The organism is Leisingera sp. ANG59, assembly GCF_013317235.1.
Classification (GTDB): domain Bacteria; phylum Pseudomonadota; class Alphaproteobacteria; order Rhodobacterales; family Rhodobacteraceae; genus Leisingera.
The window spans coordinates 1-19285 of the sequence record NZ_WLCM01000020.1 but is presented as its reverse complement, the minus strand read 5'-3'; the positions used below and the strand labels follow the sequence as shown (position 1 = coordinate 19285).

General features: G+C 61.2%; 16 protein-coding genes. 9 read left to right on the top strand and 7 right to left on the bottom strand.

Annotated features, from left to right (window positions below; genetic code table 11):
- Nucleotides 1-195: 195 nt before the first annotated feature.
- The 6 genes from GKC28_RS16645 to GKC28_RS16620 form a co-directional block, all read right to left on the bottom strand.
- Nucleotides 196-2211 carry a putative 2-aminoethylphosphonate ABC transporter permease subunit gene (locus GKC28_RS16645; protein WP_174148119.1) on the bottom strand — a complete coding sequence of 672 codons (2016 nt, stop codon included), beginning with the start codon at nucleotides 2209-2211 and terminating at the stop codon, nucleotides 196-198.
- 5 nt (nucleotides 2212-2216) lie between these two features.
- Nucleotides 2217-3323 carry a putative 2-aminoethylphosphonate ABC transporter ATP-binding protein gene (locus GKC28_RS16640; protein WP_174148118.1) on the bottom strand — a complete coding sequence of 369 codons (1107 nt, stop codon included), beginning with the start codon at nucleotides 3321-3323 and terminating at the stop codon, nucleotides 2217-2219.
- 137 nt (nucleotides 3324-3460) lie between these two features.
- Nucleotides 3461-4480: a putative 2-aminoethylphosphonate ABC transporter substrate-binding protein gene (locus GKC28_RS16635; protein ID WP_174148117.1), complete on the bottom strand. Its 1020-nt coding sequence runs from the start codon at nucleotides 4478-4480 to the stop codon at nucleotides 3461-3463.
- Nucleotides 4481-5243: 763 nt separating this feature from the next.
- Complete coding sequence (locus tag GKC28_RS16630) at nucleotides 5244-6815, bottom strand: SGNH/GDSL hydrolase family protein (RefSeq protein WP_174148116.1); 1572 nt, start codon at nucleotides 6813-6815, stop codon at nucleotides 5244-5246.
- A 381-nt stretch (nucleotides 6816-7196) separates the two neighbouring features.
- Nucleotides 7197-7775, bottom strand: coding sequence for a UbiX family flavin prenyltransferase (locus GKC28_RS16625; RefSeq protein WP_174148115.1), 579 nt, complete (start codon nucleotides 7773-7775; stop codon nucleotides 7197-7199).
- Complete coding sequence (locus GKC28_RS16620; protein ID WP_174148170.1) at nucleotides 7772-9280, bottom strand: UbiD family decarboxylase; 1509 nt, start codon at nucleotides 9278-9280, stop codon at nucleotides 7772-7774. Before GKC28_RS16620 ends, GKC28_RS16625 begins: the two co-directional genes overlap by 4 nt.
- A 199-nt stretch (nucleotides 9281-9479) precedes the next feature.
- Here GKC28_RS16620 and GKC28_RS16615 point away from each other — a divergent pair, with 199 nt between their 5' ends.
- From GKC28_RS16615 to GKC28_RS16600, 4 genes are read left to right on the top strand one after another with little or no spacing between them, the layout of a single operon-like run.
- Nucleotides 9480-9959, top strand: a complete 480-nt coding sequence (locus GKC28_RS16615) for an SCP2 domain-containing protein (protein ID WP_368041134.1) — start codon at nucleotides 9480-9482, stop codon at nucleotides 9957-9959.
- On the top strand, nucleotides 9959-10936 hold the full coding sequence (locus GKC28_RS16610; protein WP_174148168.1) for a peptidase U32 family protein: 978 nt from the start codon (nucleotides 9959-9961) through the stop codon (nucleotides 10934-10936). The genes GKC28_RS16615 and GKC28_RS16610 overlap by 1 nt, the downstream gene beginning before the upstream one ends.
- A gap of 4 nt (nucleotides 10937-10940) precedes the next feature.
- Nucleotides 10941-11846, top strand: a complete 906-nt coding sequence (locus GKC28_RS16605; RefSeq protein WP_174148114.1) for a U32 family peptidase — start codon at nucleotides 10941-10943, stop codon at nucleotides 11844-11846.
- Nucleotides 11843-13180 (top strand): NnrS family protein, encoded by a 1338-nt coding sequence (locus GKC28_RS16600; protein WP_174148113.1) that lies wholly within the window; start codon nucleotides 11843-11845, stop codon nucleotides 13178-13180. The genes GKC28_RS16605 and GKC28_RS16600 overlap by 4 nt, the downstream gene beginning before the upstream one ends.
- An 8-nt stretch (nucleotides 13181-13188) precedes the next feature.
- Here the strand turns inward: GKC28_RS16600 and GKC28_RS16595 are convergent, their stop codons facing one another.
- Nucleotides 13189-13437: a hypothetical protein gene (locus tag GKC28_RS16595; RefSeq protein WP_174148112.1), complete on the bottom strand. Its 249-nt coding sequence runs from the start codon at nucleotides 13435-13437 to the stop codon at nucleotides 13189-13191.
- An 829-nt stretch (nucleotides 13438-14266) separates the two neighbouring features.
- Here GKC28_RS16595 and GKC28_RS16590 point away from each other — a divergent pair.
- The 5 genes from GKC28_RS16590 to GKC28_RS16570 form a co-directional block, all read left to right on the top strand.
- Nucleotides 14267-15247, top strand: coding sequence for a UDP-glucuronic acid decarboxylase family protein (locus GKC28_RS16590; RefSeq protein WP_254604281.1), 981 nt, complete (start codon nucleotides 14267-14269; stop codon nucleotides 15245-15247).
- Nucleotides 15247-16266, top strand: coding sequence for a UDP-glucose 4-epimerase GalE (gene galE, locus GKC28_RS16585; RefSeq protein ID WP_174148110.1), 1020 nt, complete (start codon nucleotides 15247-15249; stop codon nucleotides 16264-16266). Before GKC28_RS16590 ends, galE begins: the two co-directional genes overlap by 1 nt.
- Complete coding sequence (locus tag GKC28_RS16580; protein ID WP_254604276.1) at nucleotides 16253-18070, top strand: glycosyltransferase family 2 protein; 1818 nt, start codon at nucleotides 16253-16255, stop codon at nucleotides 18068-18070. Before galE ends, GKC28_RS16580 begins: the two co-directional genes overlap by 14 nt.
- A 42-nt stretch (nucleotides 18071-18112) precedes the next feature.
- Complete coding sequence (locus GKC28_RS16575) at nucleotides 18113-18982, top strand: glycoside hydrolase family 26 protein (protein WP_368041133.1); 870 nt, start codon at nucleotides 18113-18115, stop codon at nucleotides 18980-18982.
- A gap of 113 nt (nucleotides 18983-19095) precedes the next feature.
- A partial coding sequence (locus GKC28_RS16570; protein ID WP_174148107.1) for a transposase occupies nucleotides 19096-19285 on the top strand: 190 nt, incomplete at its 3' end.

Below are 19285 nucleotides of genomic sequence, written 5' to 3'. Positions count from 1 at the left end.
CTTCGCCTCACTCATATAAACAATTCCAGGCCAAATTGGGGAACAGCTGTTAACAACGCGATACCAATGCACTTATTAAGTGTATTTTCTGGAGTCTTTATTTTTAAAATACAACCCATAAGGTATTATGCGGGCCGGCACGCCACCATTTGGCTGTACCGGCCCCACTTGGCTGCGTTGCAAAACATACGGCAGCTAGCGGTGTCGCCAGGCCTGGGTTTTTCTCAGGATGCCTCGGGAGGCCAGCAAGTGGATGATCCGCGCCAGCGCGTTGGTGTAGAAGATCATCATCCCCATCGCCGCTGCCGGGGCGATGTCGCCCGCGTCATCCATGTTCAGCACCGCAATCGACGCCAGCGTCGTCTTGGGCGAATAGAGGAACACCACAGCCGACACCGTCGTCATCGCGTTGACGAAGAGATAGATCGAGATGTCCAGCACCGCCGGCAGGCAGACCGGCACCGTGACGCGGGCAAACAGTTTCATCGTGGGCTGTTTGAGCGAGGCGGCAACCGATTCAAACTCCCGGTCCATCTGCTTGAGGGCGGTGACCGCCGTCAGATGCGACACCGTGTAGAAGTGGGTGACGGTGCAGACCACCAGGATCGCCATGGTGCCGTAGATCGCATTGAGCGGGTTGGCCGGATTGTTGAAGAAGAAGATATACGCCAGCCCAAGCACCATGCCCGGGATTGCCATCGGCAGCATCGCAAACATCTGGAAGATGGCGCGCCCGGTGCGGAAGCCCTTGGATTTCTCCACCAGATAGGCGCCGAAGAACACGACCGCGGTGCCAGCCACAGCCGTCATCAGCGCCAGCTTGATCGAGTTCACATAGGAGCCCCAGCCGCCGCCATCCATCTTGTCGAACTGGTAGTTGTTGAGGCTGAGGCTGAGGTCATATGGCCAGAACTTGATCAGCGCCGCAAACTGGCAGACTGCCAGCAGCCCGGCGATGAAGATGCCGATCAGGGTGCAATAGGCAAAGAAGATACGATCCATCTTCTTGTTCGGCTGCGGCTCATACGGGACCGAGCGTGCCGAGAGCAGCGCCACCTGCTTGGACTGCACCATGCGGTCGATGGCAAAAGCGAGGATTGCCGGGATCACCAGCACCACCGAGACCACCGCGCCCATTTCAAAATTCTGCTGGCCGATCACCTGCTTGTAGATGTCCACCGCCAGCACGTTGAACTGGCCGCCGATCACCTTGGGCAGGCCGAAGTCGGTGATCACCAGGTTGAAGACCACGAAGGCTGCGGAGATCAGGCCATAACGCGCGCCGGGCACGGTGACGGTCCAGAAGGTGCGCCACGGGGTGGAGCGCAGGCTGGCGGCGGCCTCGTAAAGACGGGCGTCAGAGATCGCCAGCGCGGTTGAGATGATGATGAAGGCATGCGGGAAGGTGAAGAAGACCGAGCCGATCACGATGCCGATGGGACCGTAAATACTGGCGCCGAACAAGAGCTCCTTGATCATGCCCTGGTTGCCGAACAGATAGACCAGCGCGATACCGGGCAGCAGCGACGGCACCAGGATCGGCGCCATGGCGATCAGCCGGAACACGCCCTTGTATTTCATGCAGCTGCGGTTCAGCGCGTAGGCGAACCAGAAGGCAAGCGAGACGGTGACAACGGTACTGAGGACCGCGATCCACAGCGAGTTCTTGATCGAGTTGAACAGCGCAGGCGTCGAGAAGTAGGAGACGAAGTTGTCCAGCCCCCGCGCCTGCACGGGGCGCAGCTGCACCCGGCGGAAGGTGTTGGAATCAAGCGTTACCCATTCGGTGCCGGTCTGCAGGTTGGAACCGATCAGAAAGCGGCCTGTGCCGGAGGTATTGCGGATCTGGTACATCACCGGGCTGCGGAAGCTGAAGTCCGGGAAGAAACCGGTGACCGGCAGCCGCCCGTCGGCACCGGTGGACAGGTCGGCATCGGCAAAGGTGCCGCTGCGGGCGTTCAGGTCCGCGCCGGTCAGGATGGTGCCGTCGAACTGGCCCGCCTCGTCGCTAACCTGGAATTCATACTGCGACAGCTCCACCCGGTAGGTGGAGAAGGATTTCGACAGCATCGCATAGAGCGGAAAGACCAGCGACACGACCAGGTAAAGCGCGATGATGATCATGCTGCCGCGCATGATGATGTCGTCGCGGCTGAGCTTGCCCTTGGTCATCGGACCCGCAGGCATGACGGATTGCGTAGTATCTGCCATCTGCGTCACGCCCCCTGCCCGTCTTGTGCAAAGGCCATCAGCCGGTTGTCGGGCAGTTCGATTTCCATCTGGCAGCCGGCCTCCAGCTCCAAGCGCCGCACCGCGTTGATGGAGAAGTCGGCAATCAGCTCTTTGCCGCCAAAGCGTTCATTGGTCAGGCGGCAGCGCCAGAAGGAGCCGAGGAATTCCATTTCCGCCAGTTGAACGTCGATACAGTTCCGGTTGCCGCTGCTTTCAAGGTAGCCGGCCTCATGCGGGATCACATCCTCGGGCCGGATGGCGGCAATGACGGGCGTGCCGTCGGCAAATTCATGCGGCAGGCAGGCAAAGGTCTTTTCGCCCACCGCCAGGCGGCCGCCCTTGGCAACGGAAGAGCTGATCTGGTTCATCTCTCCGATGAAGTCGGCCACAAACAGATTGGCGGGCTCGCGGTAGATTTCGGTCGGGGAGCCGACTTGTTCAATCACGCCGTGGTTCATAACCACGATGCGGTCGGCCATGGCCAGCGCCTCCTCCTGGTCATGGGTCACCATGATGGTGGTGACGCCCAGCTTGCGCTGCAGTTCCTTGATCTCGTGGCGCAGGTGGACGCGCACCTTGGCGTCCAACGCTGACAGCGGCTCATCCAGTAATAGCAGGCCGGGATTTGTCGCAATAGCGCGCGCCAGGGCAATCCGCTGCTGCTGGCCGCCGGACAGCTGAGCCGGGTATTTGCGGCCCTGATCAGGCAGCCCGACCAGTTCCAGCAGCTCAGCGACCCGCGCATTGATTTCCTGCTTGCTGCGGCCCGCGTTTTCCAAGCCGAAGGCGATGTTCTTCTCAATGGTGAGGTTCGGGAACAGCGCGTAGGACTGAAACACGATGCCGAAATCGCGTTCAGACGGCGGCAGGTTGGAGACATCCTGACTGCCCTGGGTCACCGTGCCCTTGGATTGCAGGTCCAGGCCTGCAATGGCGCGCAGCAGGGTGGTCTTGCCGCAGCCCGATGGGCCGAGGAAGCAGATGAATTCTCCCTCCGTCACGTCCAGGGAGATGTCCTTCAGCGCGATGAAGCTGCCGAAGGCTTTCCAGAGGTCGCGGATGCTCAGGTAGGTTTCTTTTGGCGGGGTCATTTGAAGCACGTCGTTGGTCCTTGCATATGCCAACGCGGCACCCTGTCTTTTGTCAACGGGCGGCATGGCTCAGGGCATGGGGCAGTGAGGATGAGGAAGGCAGAGGAGCGGAAGGTTAACCCTCCGCCCCTGAAGGCTTATTTCGCTTCCGACTTGCCGTCGTAGCGGGCCTGCCATTCCTTGAGGATCGCAGCGCGGTTGTTGGCCGCGAACTCGAAATCATTGTCGATCATCGCGTCCAGCAGCCCTTCGGGGAAATGTTCAACCGGCTTGGCGACGCCCGGGTAAGCCACAACCGCATAGCCGGTGTTGTACATTTCGTTGGCTTCCTTGGTGACCGTGAAGTCGACCAATGTTTGCGCCGCTTCCAGATTTGCGGTGCCAGCCACGATGGCAGTAGCTTCCATGTCCCAGCCGACGCCCTCTGAAGGCACAATGATTTCCAGCGGTGCGCCTGCAGCCTTGGATTTGGCACCACGGAAAGCAAAAGAGATGCCAATTGGGATTTCGCCGGCCGCTGCCAGCTTGCAGGGTTTGGAGCCGGAATGGGTGTAGCGCGCGATGTTTTCATGCAGCGCGTCCATAAACTTCCAGCCTTCCTCCTCTCCGAACATCTGCAGCCAGCTGGAGACATCCAGGAAGCCGGTGCCGGAGGAATTCGGGTTTGGCATGATCACATGGCCTGCATACTGGGGATCGGTCAGATCTTTCCAGGACGAGGGCGGCGTCAGGCCCAGTTTCTCGGCCTCAACCGTGTTGTAGCAGACCGAAGCCACCCAGGCGTCCATGCCGACCCAGCTGGGCGGGTTGTCGCCATCAACAAATTTCGGGTCCAGTTTTTCGACACCGGCAGGTGCATAGGGTTCGAGCATGCCTTCGGACTTCAGCAGCAGCAGCGAGGTTGCCGCCAGCCCCCAGACCACATCCGCTTGCGGATTGTCCCGCTCTGCCAGCAGCTTGGCGGTGATGATCCCGGTGGAGTCCCGCACCCAGTTGATCTTGATGTCCGGATGGCTCTGGTTGAAAGTCTCCGCATAACGGGCAAGATCTTCGGCCTCAACCGCGGTATAGACCGTCAGCTCCGTTTCGGCGAAGGCCCCGCTGGCAGCCGTCATAGTAAAGGCCAGAGCGGTTAAAAAAGACGCTTTCTGTGTCATGGATTTCCTCTGTTGGCTGGATGTTGTTTTTAGTCACCCTCTAACGTGGCTTTTTGGTCTTAGTTCTTTCTTCGACTGGCAGTTTGACAGGTTTGCCCATCAATAAAAATCGGTAATACCCATTACATCATAGGCGTTACCTATGCACTTTCTGGAATCTGGCCCAAATAAGAGTGTCCAAGTCAATGCTGGTGCCATTCATCCTTCTGCCAGTCCTCCAAGCGTTTTGACCTTGAGCTTTACAAGCATTGCAGCGGCCCGAAAGTGTGGATTTTTGTGTTTTGCAAGCCCATAATGATGGAAAGTGTTGCATAATATGGAATTTGTCAACATTTTCACACATACCACTACAGCTCAGAAGACGGCGTCACACTTGAGCAGAAGCCGCTTCGAACCTCCTGAACGGGTGGGGAAATGGAACTTTCCCTCTAAAAACCGGCGGGATCACCGAAGAGGTGCCTATTCAATCAAGAACACTGCGAACTCAGCGGTTTGAGGATAGGTTGCCCCTTGGAAACGAGTCAGGCGGCTAGCCTATTGTTTCGACTGGCAAGTGCTATGCTCCATGGCTACCCAGCGGCACTTTGTGCACCGTCCCAAGCCGATGCGACGCACAGGGACAAGCGGTGGCGCAAGCTTTTCAATGCCGAGTACCCTGGCTAAACGCTTGGATCAGCCTCTCGCCCATTCGGGTTGCGAAGACTCGAAATGGAACGTGAAACATTGATACTCCCGCAGGCTTCTGTCTTGAGCTTCCCTGCACTCAGAGAAGCAGCGCTTCGCCGGATGACGGGGCAGAAACGACCCCCCAGTAGTCGGCTGCAGGGAACCAGTCGAAGCTGTCGAATGCAGGCCCAATGCCGCCGCGGCCGGCTATGGCGTGCATGAATTCCACTCCAAAAACAGTGATGCCAAGATTGTTCAGAACGCCCGCGGTGTTGCCGGATTCGAATTCGAGGTAACTGGCATCGTCCAGGACAAGATAAAGGGTGTCATTCCCCAACCCGCCGCGGAAGATATCATTTGAAGGCCCGCCGCCTCCGATCAGGCTGGACTCCGTGAAAATGAATGTATCGTCGCCCGCCCCGCCGAACACCAGATCATCGCCGCGGCCATCCACGATCACATCGTTTCCAGCACCGCCGCGAAGTTCGTCATCCCCATCTCCGCCACTGATGATGTCGCGGCCTTTGTTTCCGGTCACCGTGTCGCTGCCGCTGCCGCCCAGGAGAATGTCGTTGCCCCAGCCACCGTGAATCACGTCATTGCCGCTGCCCCCTGCCACGGCGTCATCTCCGCCGCCAGACTGGACGGTGTCATTGCCGCCAAGCGCGAAAACCGCATCTGCAGCCGCGCCCTTCTTCACGAATGCGGAACCATCATCCATCAGGGTCGTGTTGCCGCCGCCCATGACGAATTCAGAATATGCGCCCCAAATCTGGTGCGGTGTTTCTGCCGGGTGGATTGAATCCCAGGCCAGCACCTGGTCACTGTCGAAAGCGCTTCCGTCGATCAGGTAATCCGTCCGGTCCGCAAGGATGCCAAACCCTGCAGGATCTTCCGTAATTGCAGCCGAAACAGCAAAGAGATCAACAGCCCTGGCATCGACACCTGCGGCGCGAAGGCTGATGACACTATCTGCGATCATGCCGTTGAATGTGTCGATCAGGAGATCGGCAAAACCCGCATAGAGCGGAGAGAGCGTGTCAAATCTCGGATAAAAGCCATCCGCTGGCTGTGTCGCCAGAAACACGGTTCCGACACCGGCAGCGCTGGCAGTCTCAGCGGCGGCAACGATCTGTGCAATCAAGCCCTCCATCACCGGTGCCGCAAGGGCCAGGAAATCAGCCCGTGTCGTAATCTGCTGTTCCTGAACGGTTCCCAGAAGATCAATGAAGTCATTGCCGCCGATCAGAAAGAACGCTGCCGAGTCCGGCGGCACCCCACCGGCGGCATCCTCTGCGAAATCGGCAACCTGGGCTTCAAGATCGATGAGGTCCTCAAGAACGCTGTCCCCCAAAGCCGTCGCCGTGGCAACCGCATAGTTCACGACCTGGAACCCGCCGAGGGCGGCCGCGTAGCTGGCATGGGTCAGCGCGTTGGTCACCGCGCCTTCCGGGCCGACTTCGGAAAAGCTGTCAATGATCCTCTGCCGGGCCAGGATTTTGGCTTCGTTGTGCAGGCGGTCCAGATCCTGCGACGACGGAAAACCGCCGAAACTGACGATCAGATCCAGCAGGATGACCGGCTCGATCACCGAAGCCAGAAGGCTCACGGCGTTTCCTTCATCGGTCAGGCTGTCGCCAAAATAGTAGACCCGCGAGAATGGTGTCATAATAGCCTCCTCCGGGCGCCGGGTAACGTCACCCAAACCCGCTGGATCGAAAGAGGACAAGGCGCAGCACTTTCAACCCAGTGCCATGCAGCAATCTTCGCGTGCGCGCCACTGCTGAATATGGAGCCAGTCAGCGCCACGGCAAGGCTTCCTGGCGGTTGCCAGTCCGGATGCTACGGCAAAGAGAGGCACAGAAATCTGGACGGCCAATGCCAATGCAGCCCATTTCAATCCTGCTCAGTCTTGCTCAGCACTCCGTCTTGAGCATCCGCCTCTGAACTGGTCCACTGCAACAGTAGGGATACGCCCCCTCCTGCAGCGGAGCTCCCTCACCGGAGCACCGCTCCATAGCCGAAGTGCCCAGGCCCTTCCGGCTCGCGATCAGCCGCTTTGCTGTGGCGACCAGGGCTGGGCGCAAGGGTCCGACAGTGCCATCAGGTCAACCGCGCGGGCAGCAACTTGGCTGGCAGCCTCCGCCAGGGTGCCATGCGCGAGGTAAAACGCGGGAACAGGCGGCATCACCACGGCCCCCATTTCCGTTACTGATGCCATATTCCTCAAGTGAGCCAAGGTGAGCGGCGTCTCGCGTGCGAGCAAAACCAGCCGTCTGCGCTCCTTGAGCTGCACGCCAGCGGCGCGTGTCAGCAGATTGTCGTCAAGCCCATGCGCGATGGCAGCAAGCGAGCGCATCGAACACGGGGCCACGATCATTCCGGACACAGGCACGGAGCCTGAGGCGATAGCAGCGCCGATGTCGTGCACCGGATGGCAGCGTGCTGCCATTGCCCTCAGTTCTTCCGCAGCGCCGGCGCCGCATTCCTGGGCCAGTGTCCGCTCCGCCGCGGCGCTGGTGACAAGATCAATCTCCACCCCCAGCCGGCGCAAGTGCCGCGCCACTGCCAGGCCAAGCAGTGCGCCGGAGGCTCCCGAAACACCCAGCACGATCCGGCGCCCGCTCATGCCTGCAACTCCGGCATCAGCCGGGATACAAGATCCGCGGCAAAGGCAGTATCCCTGGCATCTGTTTGCATGACCTGCCCCCACTCCCGGGCCGTTTCGCTTCCGATCTTGGTTGTGGCATCAATCCCGATCTTGCCCGCAAGCCCTGCCTGCGGCGAGGCGAAATCCAGGTAGTCCATCGGGGTATTCTCCAGCATCATGACATCGCGGGACGGGTCCATGCGGGTTGCCAGCACCCAGGCGATGTCATCCCAGTTCTGCGGATCAACATCGGCGTCCACGGCGATCATCATCTTGGTATAGCTGAACTGCGGCAGCATCCCCCACAGCGCCATCATCACCCGGCGCGCCTGCCCGGGGTAGCGTTTGTCGATACTGACAATGGCGATGCGGTAGGAACAGGCGGCAGGCGGCAGCCACAGGTCGCGGATCTCCGGGATTTGCGCCCGCACCGTTGGCAGGGCCAGCCGGTTGAACACTTCGCCTATGATGGCGGGCTCATCCGGCGGCCGGCCGGTATAGGTCGACAGGTATCGAGGGTTCTCGCGATGGGTCACCGCGCTCACCTGCATGACGGGAAAGGGCTCTGCCGGGTTGTAATAGCCCGTATGGTCGCCAAAGGGGCCTTCGGGTGCGGTATCTGATGCCGATACCCAGCCCTCCAGCACGATCTCGGCGTCGGCGGGCACCATCAGCGGGATGGTCTTGCAGGGCACCAGGCGCGGGCGTGCGCCGCTGAGGGCACCGGCAAAGGTCAGCTCCGACACGGTTTCCGGCAAGGGCAGCGCCGCGGACAAAAGCGTGGCGGGGTCCGCTCCCAGAACCACGGCAACCGGCATCGGCTCTCCCTGCCCGGCCCAGCTGCGGTAATGGGCAGCGCCGCCCCGGTGCGGCAGCCAGCGCATGATCAACCGCGAGCGGCCCAGAACCTGGGACCGGTAGACCCCGGCATTGTAGCTGTTGACTGCTTCCGGCGCGCTGCCATGCGGGCGGGTGATCACAACGGGCCAGGTGATCAGCGGCCCGGCATCCCCCGGCCAATGGGTCTGCACCGGAAGGCCATCAAGGCTGGCATCCGGCCCCTCGCGGGTGACGGCCTGAACCGGAGCGGTTTTCAACATCTTCGGCCGGGTGGCCAGCGCTGCCTTGAGCATGGGCCAGCGGGACAAGGCATCGCGCAAACTGCCCGGCGGAGCAGGCGACCTGAGGGCCGCCAGAAAGCTTCCCAGATCATCCAGGCCGTCCTGAGCGACCCCAAGCCCGGCCGCCACGCGCTCAGCAGTCCCAAACAGGTTCACCACGACCGGGATGCCCGAGACCTGGCCACCGTCCAGACCCGGGCGGTCGAATTGCAGCACCGGGCCGCCAGCCTCCAGCACTGTGCGGTGCACCGCTGTCATCTGATGGCGCACGGAAACCGGATCGGAAATCCTCTGAAACTGCCCTTTAGACGCACACCAATCCAGGAAATGGCGGAGGCTGGGATATGGCGGAAGAGTACGAATGGGACCGCTCCAGTGCTGATTTCCGCCGACCCCTAGCAAAGTTTCCGGCCGCGAATTTGTCCGCCGTCAAACTCCGGCCGCGTGCGGGGCCATACACCCGCTGCAGATGAAGCCACCGGCGGGAAAGGATTAATTTTTGCCACACGCCCAGCCACAAATCCCAATTTGCCCGGCGGCCCTTGCGCGGCTGCTGCGTGTCGTGCCCCTTGTTCCCGTATCGCTTTCTCTCACGGCCTGTTCCCGGCGGATTGCCAAGCGTCACCCGGGCCTGTTCCGCCGCCTGGGCGAGCACGGCTGCAAGCGGTTTATCCTGGATCCTGCCGATCTGCCCATTGTTCTTTGCCTTGAACCCAATGGCGGCCAGCCGAAGGTCCGCGCCCTGCGTGGCAGCGGTGACGGCGACGCCCGGATTTCCGGCCCCCTTGCTGCGCTTTTAGGGCTGGTCCATGGGGCCTATGACGGGGATGCGCTGTTCTTCTCCCGGGACCTGGTGATCGAAGGCGATACTGCCGCGGCGCTGGCGCTGCGCAATGCGGTGGACGATGCAGAACTGGATCTGTCGCAGGAGATCGCCGCGATGTCCGGGCCGTTTGCCCGCTTTCTGTTGCGGGCCGTTGCCTTCGCCGAGCAACGCACGGGTGTTTCGCTCGCCCGGCCGGAGGAGGAAGCGGCATGGTGATGGAAATCGTCTGCCCCGCAGGAACTCCCGCGGCCCTGCGTGCCGCCGTCAAGGCCGGGGCGCACACGGTCTATTGCGGCTTCAACGACGAGACCAACGCCCGCAACTTCCCAGGCCTCAACTTTGACCGCGCGGAAATGCGCGAAGGGGCGGGTTTTGCCCACGGTCACGGCGCCAAGGTGCTGGTGGCGATCAACACATTCCCCCGCGCAGGCAATCAGTCGCTCTGGCACCGCGCCATTGACGACGCCGCGCAATCGGGTGCGGATGCGGTGATCCTGGCGGACCCCGGCTTGCTGGACTACGCGGCGCGCAGCCACCCCGGCCTGCGGCTGCACCTTTCGGTCCAGGCTGCGGCCGCCAATGCCGACATCATCAATTTCTACGCAAGCACTTTCGGCGTGAAACGGGTGGTGCTGCCGCGGGTTCTGTCGGTGCCGGAAATCGCGGCCATCAATGCAGAAACGGAAGTGGAAACCGAAGTCTTCGTCTTTGGCGGGCTGTGCGTTATGGCCGAGGGGCGCTGTTCGCTCTCGTCTTTCGCAACCGGGCTGTCTCCGAACATGAACGGGGTCTGCTCCCCCGCCAGCCATGTGGAATACCGCGACGACGACGGCGCCCTGGACGCCAAGCTGGGCGGGTTTACCATCCACCGCGTGGCCAAAGACGAGCCCGCGCCCTACCCGACCCTGTGCAAAGGGTGTTTCTCCGCCGGCAGCCAGACCGGCCACCTGTTTGAAGACCCGGTCAGCCTCAACGCGGAACAGCTGATCCCTCAGCTTCAGAAGGCCGGTGTCACCGCACTGAAGATCGAAGGGCGACAGCGCTCGAAGTCCTATGTGGCGCAGGTGGTGCGCAACTTCCGCGCTGCCGTTGATGCGCTGGAAGCAGGCCAGCCGCTGCCGCAGGGCATGCTGGCGCGGCTGTCCGAGGGCCAGGCGATGACCACAGGCGCCTACAAGAAAACCTGGAGATAACAGAATGGAACTGACTGTCGGGCCGAACCAATTCTTCTGGCCGGCCGAAAGCTGGAGCGTGTTTTACGGCGCTTTGGCCGAGGCCCCTGTTGACCGTGTTGTTCTGGGCGAGCTGGTCTGCTCCAAACGCCTGCCCTTCTACCAGGACCGCATCCCTGAGGCACTCTCCCTGCTGGCGGAAGCGGGCAAGGAGGCAGTGCTGACGAGCCTTGCCCTTGTCACGCTTAAGCGCGAGCGCAAGCTGACGGCGGACCTTGCGGCGATGGGGGTGACGGTCGAGATCAACGACCTGACGGCGCTGGCGCATCTGCCCGAGGGCATGGGCTTTCACGTCGGACCGCTGGTCAATGTCTATAATGAGGGCACCTTGGCCTGGCTGGCATCGCTGGGGGCCACCCGTGCCTGCCTGCCGCCGGAGCTGCCGCTGGCGTCGGTTGAGACACTCAGCCGCGCAGGCAAGGAGCTGGGTGTTGCCATCGAGGTTTGGGGCCACGGACGGCTGCCGCTGGCGATCTCGGGGCGCTGCTATCATGCCCGGCTTCACAAACGGACCAAGGACAATTGCCAATTCGCCTGCGAGGATGACCCCGACGGGCTTGAGGTGCGGACGCTGGAGGATCAGCCCTTCATGGCGATGAACGGGGTTCAGACCCTGTCGCACAGCCATGCCTGCGCCGACTACCAGATTGAGGCTCTGGCCGAAGCCGGGGTATCCGCCCTGCGCCTGTCGCCGCAATCCCAGGGTTTCAGCCGGCTGTGCCAAGTATACCGCGACCGGCTGGACGGCGCCGCGCCTGCGGGTGCCATTGCCGCAACAGTGCAACAGGCATCTCCGCAAACCCGCCTTAGCGACGGCTTCTTAACCGGGCCAAGCGGCGTGTCCTGGTCCGCGGATTCAACACCCTCGTGATCCGCCGCCGGGACTTCAGCGCCCTCTGGGACGCCCCGCACCGGCCGCTGTTCCTGCTGGCGTTTCTTTGTGCGCTTCTGACTGTCGCATGGTGGCCGCTGGGCGCGCAGCTGGGGCTGCCGGAGCCGGCTTTGGAGCCTGCTGTCTTGTGGCATGTGCACGAGCTGCTGTTCGGCTTTGCATCAGCTGCCATTGCGGGCTACCTGCTGACCGCGCTGCCCGGCTGGACCGGACGGCCACCCCTGCGCGGGGCGGGCCTTTTGGCGCTGGTTGCGGTCTGGCTGCTGGCCCGGATCGCAATTGCAGCCTTTTCTGCGATGCCGTTGGCAGTTCCATTGCTGCTGAATGGCGCATTTTCTCTAGGCCTTGCCGGGTATTTGCTGAGTGAGTTAATTGCGGCACGGACCTTCCGAAAGCTGGGGTTTGCGGCTGCCGTCCTGGCCTTGGGGCTGGGGGAGGCCGCTTTCCTTGCACGAGCCGGGACTGGAAACGTCTATGGAAGTTTGGAAGTTGCAAAGACGGTCATCAGCGGTCTGGCCCTGCTCCTGTTCAGCGTTGGAGCGCGGGCCGTTCCCGCCTTCACCCGTAACTGGCTAGCGCAGACAGGAAACCCGGACCTGCAATTCAGGGATCGCCCGCGGACCCGCGGAACAGCGCAAGTGCTGCTGGTACTGGCGCTGGCATTGCAGCTGGCCGGAGCTTCCCATGCGGCTGAGGCCGTTTTGACGGCGGCGGCCGTTCCGATGATCTGGATGATGTCCGGCTGGCAAACTGCAGCAGCCCTGTCAAACCCTCTGCTGGCAGCCCTGCACCTTGGCTTCCTTTGGTTGCCCTTGGGCGCCTTTGCGGTCGGGTTCTCCGAACTGAACCTTGCGGATTACCCGCCCGCCGCAGCCGTTCATGCCATCACCATTGGCGCAATGACCGGACTGATCATGGCCATCGCCGGTCGTGCCGCGGCCCATTCAGACGACGGTAAGATGCGCGCTGGCGCTGGATTTTCTGCCGGGGCCGGTCTGATCTGGACAGCGGTCTGGCTGCGGCTCGCGGCGCCGGCAGTACCCGCTTTTTCAGAGATTTTGGTTAGCTCTTCCGCATTGCTGTGGACCGCCGCCTGGATTGCCTTCATCACAGGTTTCCTGCCCGCCCTGACCGGTCCGGTCCGCCGTCCGGTACTGAGCGGGCAGCGCTTTGACCCGCCGGTCGCCCGTCCCGGAAAACCCCCAGACTGGAACGAGACGGCTAGGGACAGGCCCCGTTCATACCGCACCACTTGCACCGGGCATTTGCGCCGCAACTGCCCCATGCGCCGAAGGTTCCAACCCGCTCCGTAACCGGTTGGCTACGATTTGCATTCCCAGGCACGCTTGACCAAGCGCTCCTGGCGATCGAACCAGTAATTCTGCTCATTTCCGCTCAGCCTGTCAGGGTTGCGGACGACCGCGTCGGCTTGTGCCAGGGCTTGCGGCAATTCCCTGCACGGATAGTATTCCGGTGGCGTAACCTCCGGAGCCTGCTCACCTTCGAATTCCTCGCACCCGGACAGAACTAGGCCCGCTGCGGCGGCTGCCAAAATGTTTGCCAGTTTCATCTGTTGCCCCTTTTCTTCTGCCTGAAATTACGAATTCCCATTCAGATGCACGTCGAATTGCGCCCTCGAACGCGGCCAATTACCACGCACCCGGCGATGCCCGACCAACAAGGGCCAACGGCGTTGCCCAGTTTAATACTCTATTTTAGCTGGTGTATTTTTTTGGCAAGTCAAACCATAGGCCGGAGTGAAAGAAGGAAGATGCTCCTGCGCGCCCCTGTGCTTTGAAAGTTTCCGGAAGCGGACTGGCAAAAATAACCACGCCGGTTTGAATACGCCTTCAGGCAAACCGCCCCGGCAGCAGAACAGGCGGGCTTGGGTAACAAAGCTGAAACAACGCTGCCCAATACCTGCCTGTCGCGCAGGATAAACCTAAAGAACCGCAGAAAAAACATTAGCACCTCGAGGGTTGGCAGTATGTGACTGTACGCTGCGCTTACTATGACAAGACACGGTATCGGCGAGATTTTTGGACTCAAATCCCCCTGAGGATAGAAACCTGATCTTGGCACCCTCCCAAAAGTGGTAGTCCGGCACGATTAAGTATTAGAAGCGCTTCCTGTTCTTGATGGGGCTTACCCCGCCCCTATCGTTTTTATTGAGGCGTGCAGGGTATTGTAAGACGCAACGCAATTAAGTTTGTCCAAACGCGCTGGTTCATAGGCGTAAATGCAAGGCCAGCCGACAGAAGGAAAACCGCCGTTTCAGGCGGAAATTCAGGGAAAATCTTCCCGGCAATCGTATTGCGGTGCTGTACCAAATGGGGGTTCGGTACATGACGCTGCCAAGAGGGAATAAGCGTGTGACGCACACGCCGGTGAAACCGTGCCTGCCTTTGCGCAGAACGGTTCTGGTTACCGGGGGAGCAGGGTTTCTGGGATCGCAGCTGTGCGCCCGCAAGCTGCAGCAGGGCCATCAGGTGATTTGCCTGGATAACCTGCAAACCGGCAGAATGCGCAATATCACGCCGCTGATGTCGCACCGCAGTTTCCGCTTTATCGAGCATGACGTTATTACCCCTTACCAGCTCAAGGGACCGGTGCATCAGATATTCAACCTGGCCTGTCCCGCATCTCCGCCGAAGTACCAGCTAGACCCCATTCACACCTTCAAGACCAGCGTGATGGGTGCAATGAACGCACTGGAACTGGCCCGGGAAAAGGGTGCCAAGGTGTTTCAGGCGTCCACTTCCGAGATCTATGGGGATCCGGAGATCAGCCCGCAGCCGGAAGGATACCGTGGCTGCGTCAATACCTTCGGGCCGCGCGCCTGCTACGACGAAGGCAAGCGCGCCGCGGAAACGCTGTTTCATGACTATCACCATCGCTACGGCGTGCAGATCGCCATCGCCCGGATATTCAACACTTACGGCCCATTCATGGATCCGCAGGACGGCCGTGTGGTGTCCAATTTCATCAACCAGGCGCTGCGGGGCAAAGACATAACCGTGTATGGCAGCGGCGGGCAGACCCGGTCTTTCTGCTATTCCGGCGACCTGCTGGACGCCATCGAAGCGCTGATGGACCTGAATGAAGCCGCCCCGGCGCCGGTGAACCTCGGCAACCCGGGCGAATTCACTGTGCTGGAACTGGCCCGCAAGGTCTGCACCCTGACCGGTACCAGATCGCAAGTGGTGTTCAAGGATTTGCCGCAGGACGATCCGAAGCAGCGCAAGCCCGACATCAGCGTTGCCAGGTCCAAACTCGGGTGGCAGCCCAAAGTGCGTTTGGAAGACGGGCTGCACCGAACCATCCGCCACTTTCAGGCTGAAATGGCGGAAGCAGGTCATTTGACGGCGGCGGCGCGGTGATGACACGGCTGTTTCCCATACTCGTGACAGGCGGCGCCGGCTTCATTGGCAGCCACGCATGCAAGGCCCTGAGCCTGGCGGGTTATCTGCCGGTCACGGTCGACAATCTGAGCACCGGGCATGCGGATGCGGTAAAATGGGGGCCTTTCGTCAACGCAGATGTGCGCGATCAATCAGCGCTGGGCGAAACCATCCGCGAGCATGGCATCAAAGCTGTAATGCATTTTGCCGCTTCTGCCTATGTCGGCGAGTCGGTGGATCGGCCGGTTTTCTACTACGACAATAATGCCGGTGGCATGATCTCGTTGATCAATGCCTGTGTTGGCACCGGAATAGAGCAAATCGTGTTGTCCTCCAGCTGCGCCACCTACGGCACCCCTGCGGACTGCCCGATCCGGGAGAACACACCGCAGGCGCCTATCAACCCCTATGGCCGCAGTAAGCTGATGTGCGAAGAGATGCTGCGCGACTGCTCTGCCGCGCACGGGCTGCGGTTTGCGGCATTACGCTATTTCAATGCTGCCGGTGCGGATCCCGAAGGAGAGCTGTGCGAGCGCCATGACCCGGAAACCCATTTACTGCCACTGGCGCTGCAAGCAGCATCCGGCCAGCGCGGCCCCCTGCAGGTTTTCGGAACGGATTACCCCACGCGGGACGGCAGTTGCGAGCGGGACTACATCCATGTCAGCGACTTGGCCCGCGGCCATGTTCTGGCGGCAGGATACCTGGCGGCGGGCGGCCCCAGCACCGCCCTGAACTTGGGCAGCGGCACCGGCCACACGGTCTTTGAAGTGCTGGCGGCAATCCAAAGGGTAACCGGAGCACCGGTACCGCATAAACAGGCCCGGCGCCGCCCCGGCGACCCGCCTTCACTGACGGCGGACGCGACCCTCGCGTCAGAAACGCTGGGCTTCCGCACTGAACGTTCCGGGCTGGAACAGATTATCAGCGACGCCGCGCCGTCCTTTGGATTGGCAGACGCAAGAAAGGCACGCGATGGGCGCCATGCCGCGGAATAACCGGGCCTCAGCCCGCCGCACGCGCGGCTTTGACGGGGCTGCCGCTGCAGTGTTTGCCCTGTGGCTGCTGGCCGCTGCCTATTTCTGGCACTGGTGGCTGCTGCCAGGCCACAATATCGGCACCGGGCGCTATGTTTTTGTTTCACTGGCCATTTTTTGGCTCTACTTCCTGCAGGCTTATTTCATGCTGTTCTTCCTGAACGGCACCCGCCGACGTCCGCGGTCTGTGCTGCAAGGGCCAATGAGGGTTGCGATGGTCACCACCAAGACACCGGCAGAACCGCTGGCGGTGCTAAAAGAGACCCTGGCGGCCATGCTGGCGCAAGGACCGCCGCATGATACGTGGCTGGCCGATGAAGATCCGGACGAGGAAACCCGCGCCTGGTGCGCGGCTCATGGTGTCAGGATCTCGACCCGCAAGGGGATTGACGCATACCACCGCAAAGAATGGCCGCGCAGGACCCGGTGCAAGGAAGGAAACCTAGCCTATTTTTATGACTTTTACGGCTATGGAACATACGACATCGTGTCCCAGCTTGACGCCGATCATGTGCCGCAGCCCGGGTATCTGGAGGCCATCATGGAAGGCTTCGATGACCCGGAAACAGGCTATGTCAGCGCCCCGTCAATTTGCAGCAGCAATGCAAGCGAGAGCTGGGCTGCACGCATGCGGCTATATGCCGAAGCGCCGTTCCATGGAGGCATCCAATTGGGTTACAGCGCCGGCTGGGCGCCAATGTGCATCGGGTCGCACTACGCCGTGCGCACGCGCGCGCTGCGGCAGGCGGGCGGTCTGGGACCGGAGCTGGCGGAAGATCATTCCACAACGATGCTGATGAATTCCGCCGGCTGGCGCGGCACACACGTCGCGGATGCCATTGCACATGGCGCCGGCCCGGCTTGCATGGCCGATCTTGCCACCCAGGAATTCCAATGGTCGCGCAGCCTGACAACGCTGCTGCTAACCCATACTCCCCGCTATCTGAAGGGATTGCCGCCGCGGCTCCGGTTTCAGTTCCTGCTGTGTCAGCTGTGGTATCCGCTGTTCGCCCTGTTCATGGCCTTGATGTACATGTTCCCGATTGCCGCGCTGCTGTTTGATATCAGGTTCGCGGGAGTGACTTTCATCGGCTTTGTTCTGCACGCGCTGCCTGCGACTGCTGCGGTTATCCTGTTTGTCTATCTGATGCGGGCGCGGGTCACTCTCAGGCCCCACGATGCCAAGGTGCTCAGCTGGGAGCGCGCCCTGTTTCCCTGTGCGCAATGGCCCTGGGTTCTGCTGGGCTGCAGCATGGCCATCGCCGACCGGCTGCGCGGCGGCTTTGTCGACTTCCGCGTAACCCCAAAGGGCGGAGGCACCACCCCGCCCGTGCCGCTGCGGGTTCTGCTGCCCTACCTGCTGCTGGCCCTGGGGGCAGCACTGCCGCCGCTTTTCGTGCAGGACTTGAAAGAGGCGGCGGGCTTTGTGGTGCTGAGCCTGTTGAACGCCGCCGTTTACACGCTGCTGTTCACCGTGATCGCGATCCAGCACCTGCGCGAGAACCGCATTTCACCGTTCAAGTGGCCGGTTGCTTCAGCCTTTCAAGCGTCAGCCAGTGCGGCGCTTGTCGCTGCCATTGCTGCCGCACTTGGCGGCCAGGGCGCGCACAGCCTGTATGCGCTGTCCTATGGAAGCGGCGTTTTCACACCTTACACCCCCAAATACATCGTATCCGGCGCGGGTCTCGGCCCGCCGGGTACAGTTGCCTACGAAATGAACCTGGAATGGCCGGGAAAGACCCTGTTCCAGCAGAAGACGGAGTAGACCATGCCCCTACTAAACAGGCACCTCCTGATCACCGCTGCAGTGGCTGCAGCATTCAGCGGAACTGCCCTGCAATCCTTCCCGCCGCCGCCGGGAGATTTCCCCTTTGGCGTCTATGATCCGCATGGGGATTTCTCTGACGAACAGAATGTCCAGATTGAGCATCTTTTCCTGCCTTGGGAAGACTTGTTCCTGGGATCACTGCTAGAAGCCGACAAATATGCCAAGGAACGCAACCGCGAAGTGCTTGTCACGATCGAGCCCTGGACATGGACCCGCGACGCCCGCAACACACCGCAACGTCTGATCCGCGGTATCCAGGACGGAACATACGACCGTAACATGGCCGCGATATGTGAAGTTCTGAACGAGTTCGACAGCAAGGTCACTGTCCGCTGGGCGCAGGAAATGGACGATGACAGCGGCCAGTTCATCTGGGCTCAGTGGCAGCCGGAGACGTATATCTACGCCTTCAAGCGCATGATTGACATCTGCCGGGACAAGGCTCCGGAAATCGCAGTCATGTGGTCACCCTTGGGATATGAAAACCTGCAGGACTATTATCCTGGCGACGACTACGTCGATATCATCGGGCTTTCGGTTTTCGGCCTCCAGCCCTGGGAGCAGATTTACCGAGGCGGCGAGATGAGCTTCGATGATATTTTCGCCCCCCGGTATGAACGGGTGAAAGACTACGGAAAGCCTGTCATGGTGGCTGAACTGGGCTATTCCGGAGATGAAGCCTATGTCGCGCGCTGGGAGCAGAACGTGCGCCAGGACAAGAGCGGTTACCCGGCCCTGACCGGAGTCGTCTATTTCAATCAGCAGGAAGTTTACCCGTGGCCAGATGGATTCGGCCTGCCCGACTGGCGTGTGGAACACAGAGTGCGCATCGATACGGCCGGAAACTAGGCTTGCCGCGTGGCACTCTCTGACTGCCGCACAGTCGGCTTCCCGCGGAGAACTGTAAGGCTCCGGCGGCGGCCGCCTGATCCCGGGATCGATCCGATGGTAAGTCCGGCCTTATGTCCGACTTCAATAACCGCCCTCAAATCGAAGTTCTTTCCGCTGCCGATGGTGATCGCCGCCGGTATTGGTCAGATGATGATAAACTGCGCATCGTGGAGGAGAGCTTTATCGGCCACCGACAAGCGGCTGCCACAGCGCGGCGGCATGGCATTTGCCGGTCGCTGCTGACCACCTGGCGGCGGCAGT

What these genes read in the sequence shown, in the direction of transcription:
- GKC28_RS16605 (WP_174148114.1), top strand. Translation starts at nt 10,941, where the DNA reads ATGGAACTGACTGTCGGGCCGAACCAATTCTTCTGGCCGGCCGAAAGC.
- galE (WP_174148110.1), top strand. Translation starts at nt 15,247, where the DNA reads ATGACACGGCTGTTTCCCATACTCGTGACAGGCGGCGCCGGCTTCATT.
- GKC28_RS16635 (WP_174148117.1), bottom strand. Translation starts at nt 4,480, where the DNA reads ATGACACAGAAAGCGTCTTTTTTAACCGCTCTGGCCTTTACTATGACG.
- GKC28_RS16610 (WP_174148168.1), top strand. Translation starts at nt 9,959, where the DNA reads ATGGAAATCGTCTGCCCCGCAGGAACTCCCGCGGCCCTGCGTGCCGCC.
- GKC28_RS16645 (WP_174148119.1), bottom strand. Translation starts at nt 2,211, where the DNA reads ATGGCAGATACTACGCAATCCGTCATGCCTGCGGGTCCGATGACCAAG.
- GKC28_RS16625 (WP_174148115.1), bottom strand. Translation starts at nt 7,775, where the DNA reads ATGAGCGGGCGCCGGATCGTGCTGGGTGTTTCGGGAGCCTCCGGCGCA.
- GKC28_RS16640 (WP_174148118.1), bottom strand. Translation starts at nt 3,323, where the DNA reads ATGACCCCGCCAAAAGAAACCTACCTGAGCATCCGCGACCTCTGGAAA.
- GKC28_RS16580 (WP_254604276.1), top strand. Translation starts at nt 16,253, where the DNA reads ATGCCGCGGAATAACCGGGCCTCAGCCCGCCGCACGCGCGGCTTTGAC.
- GKC28_RS16630 (WP_174148116.1), bottom strand. Translation starts at nt 6,815, where the DNA reads ATGACACCATTCTCGCGGGTCTACTATTTTGGCGACAGCCTGACCGAT.
- GKC28_RS16595 (WP_174148112.1), bottom strand. Translation starts at nt 13,437, where the DNA reads ATGAAACTGGCAAACATTTTGGCAGCCGCCGCAGCGGGCCTAGTTCTG.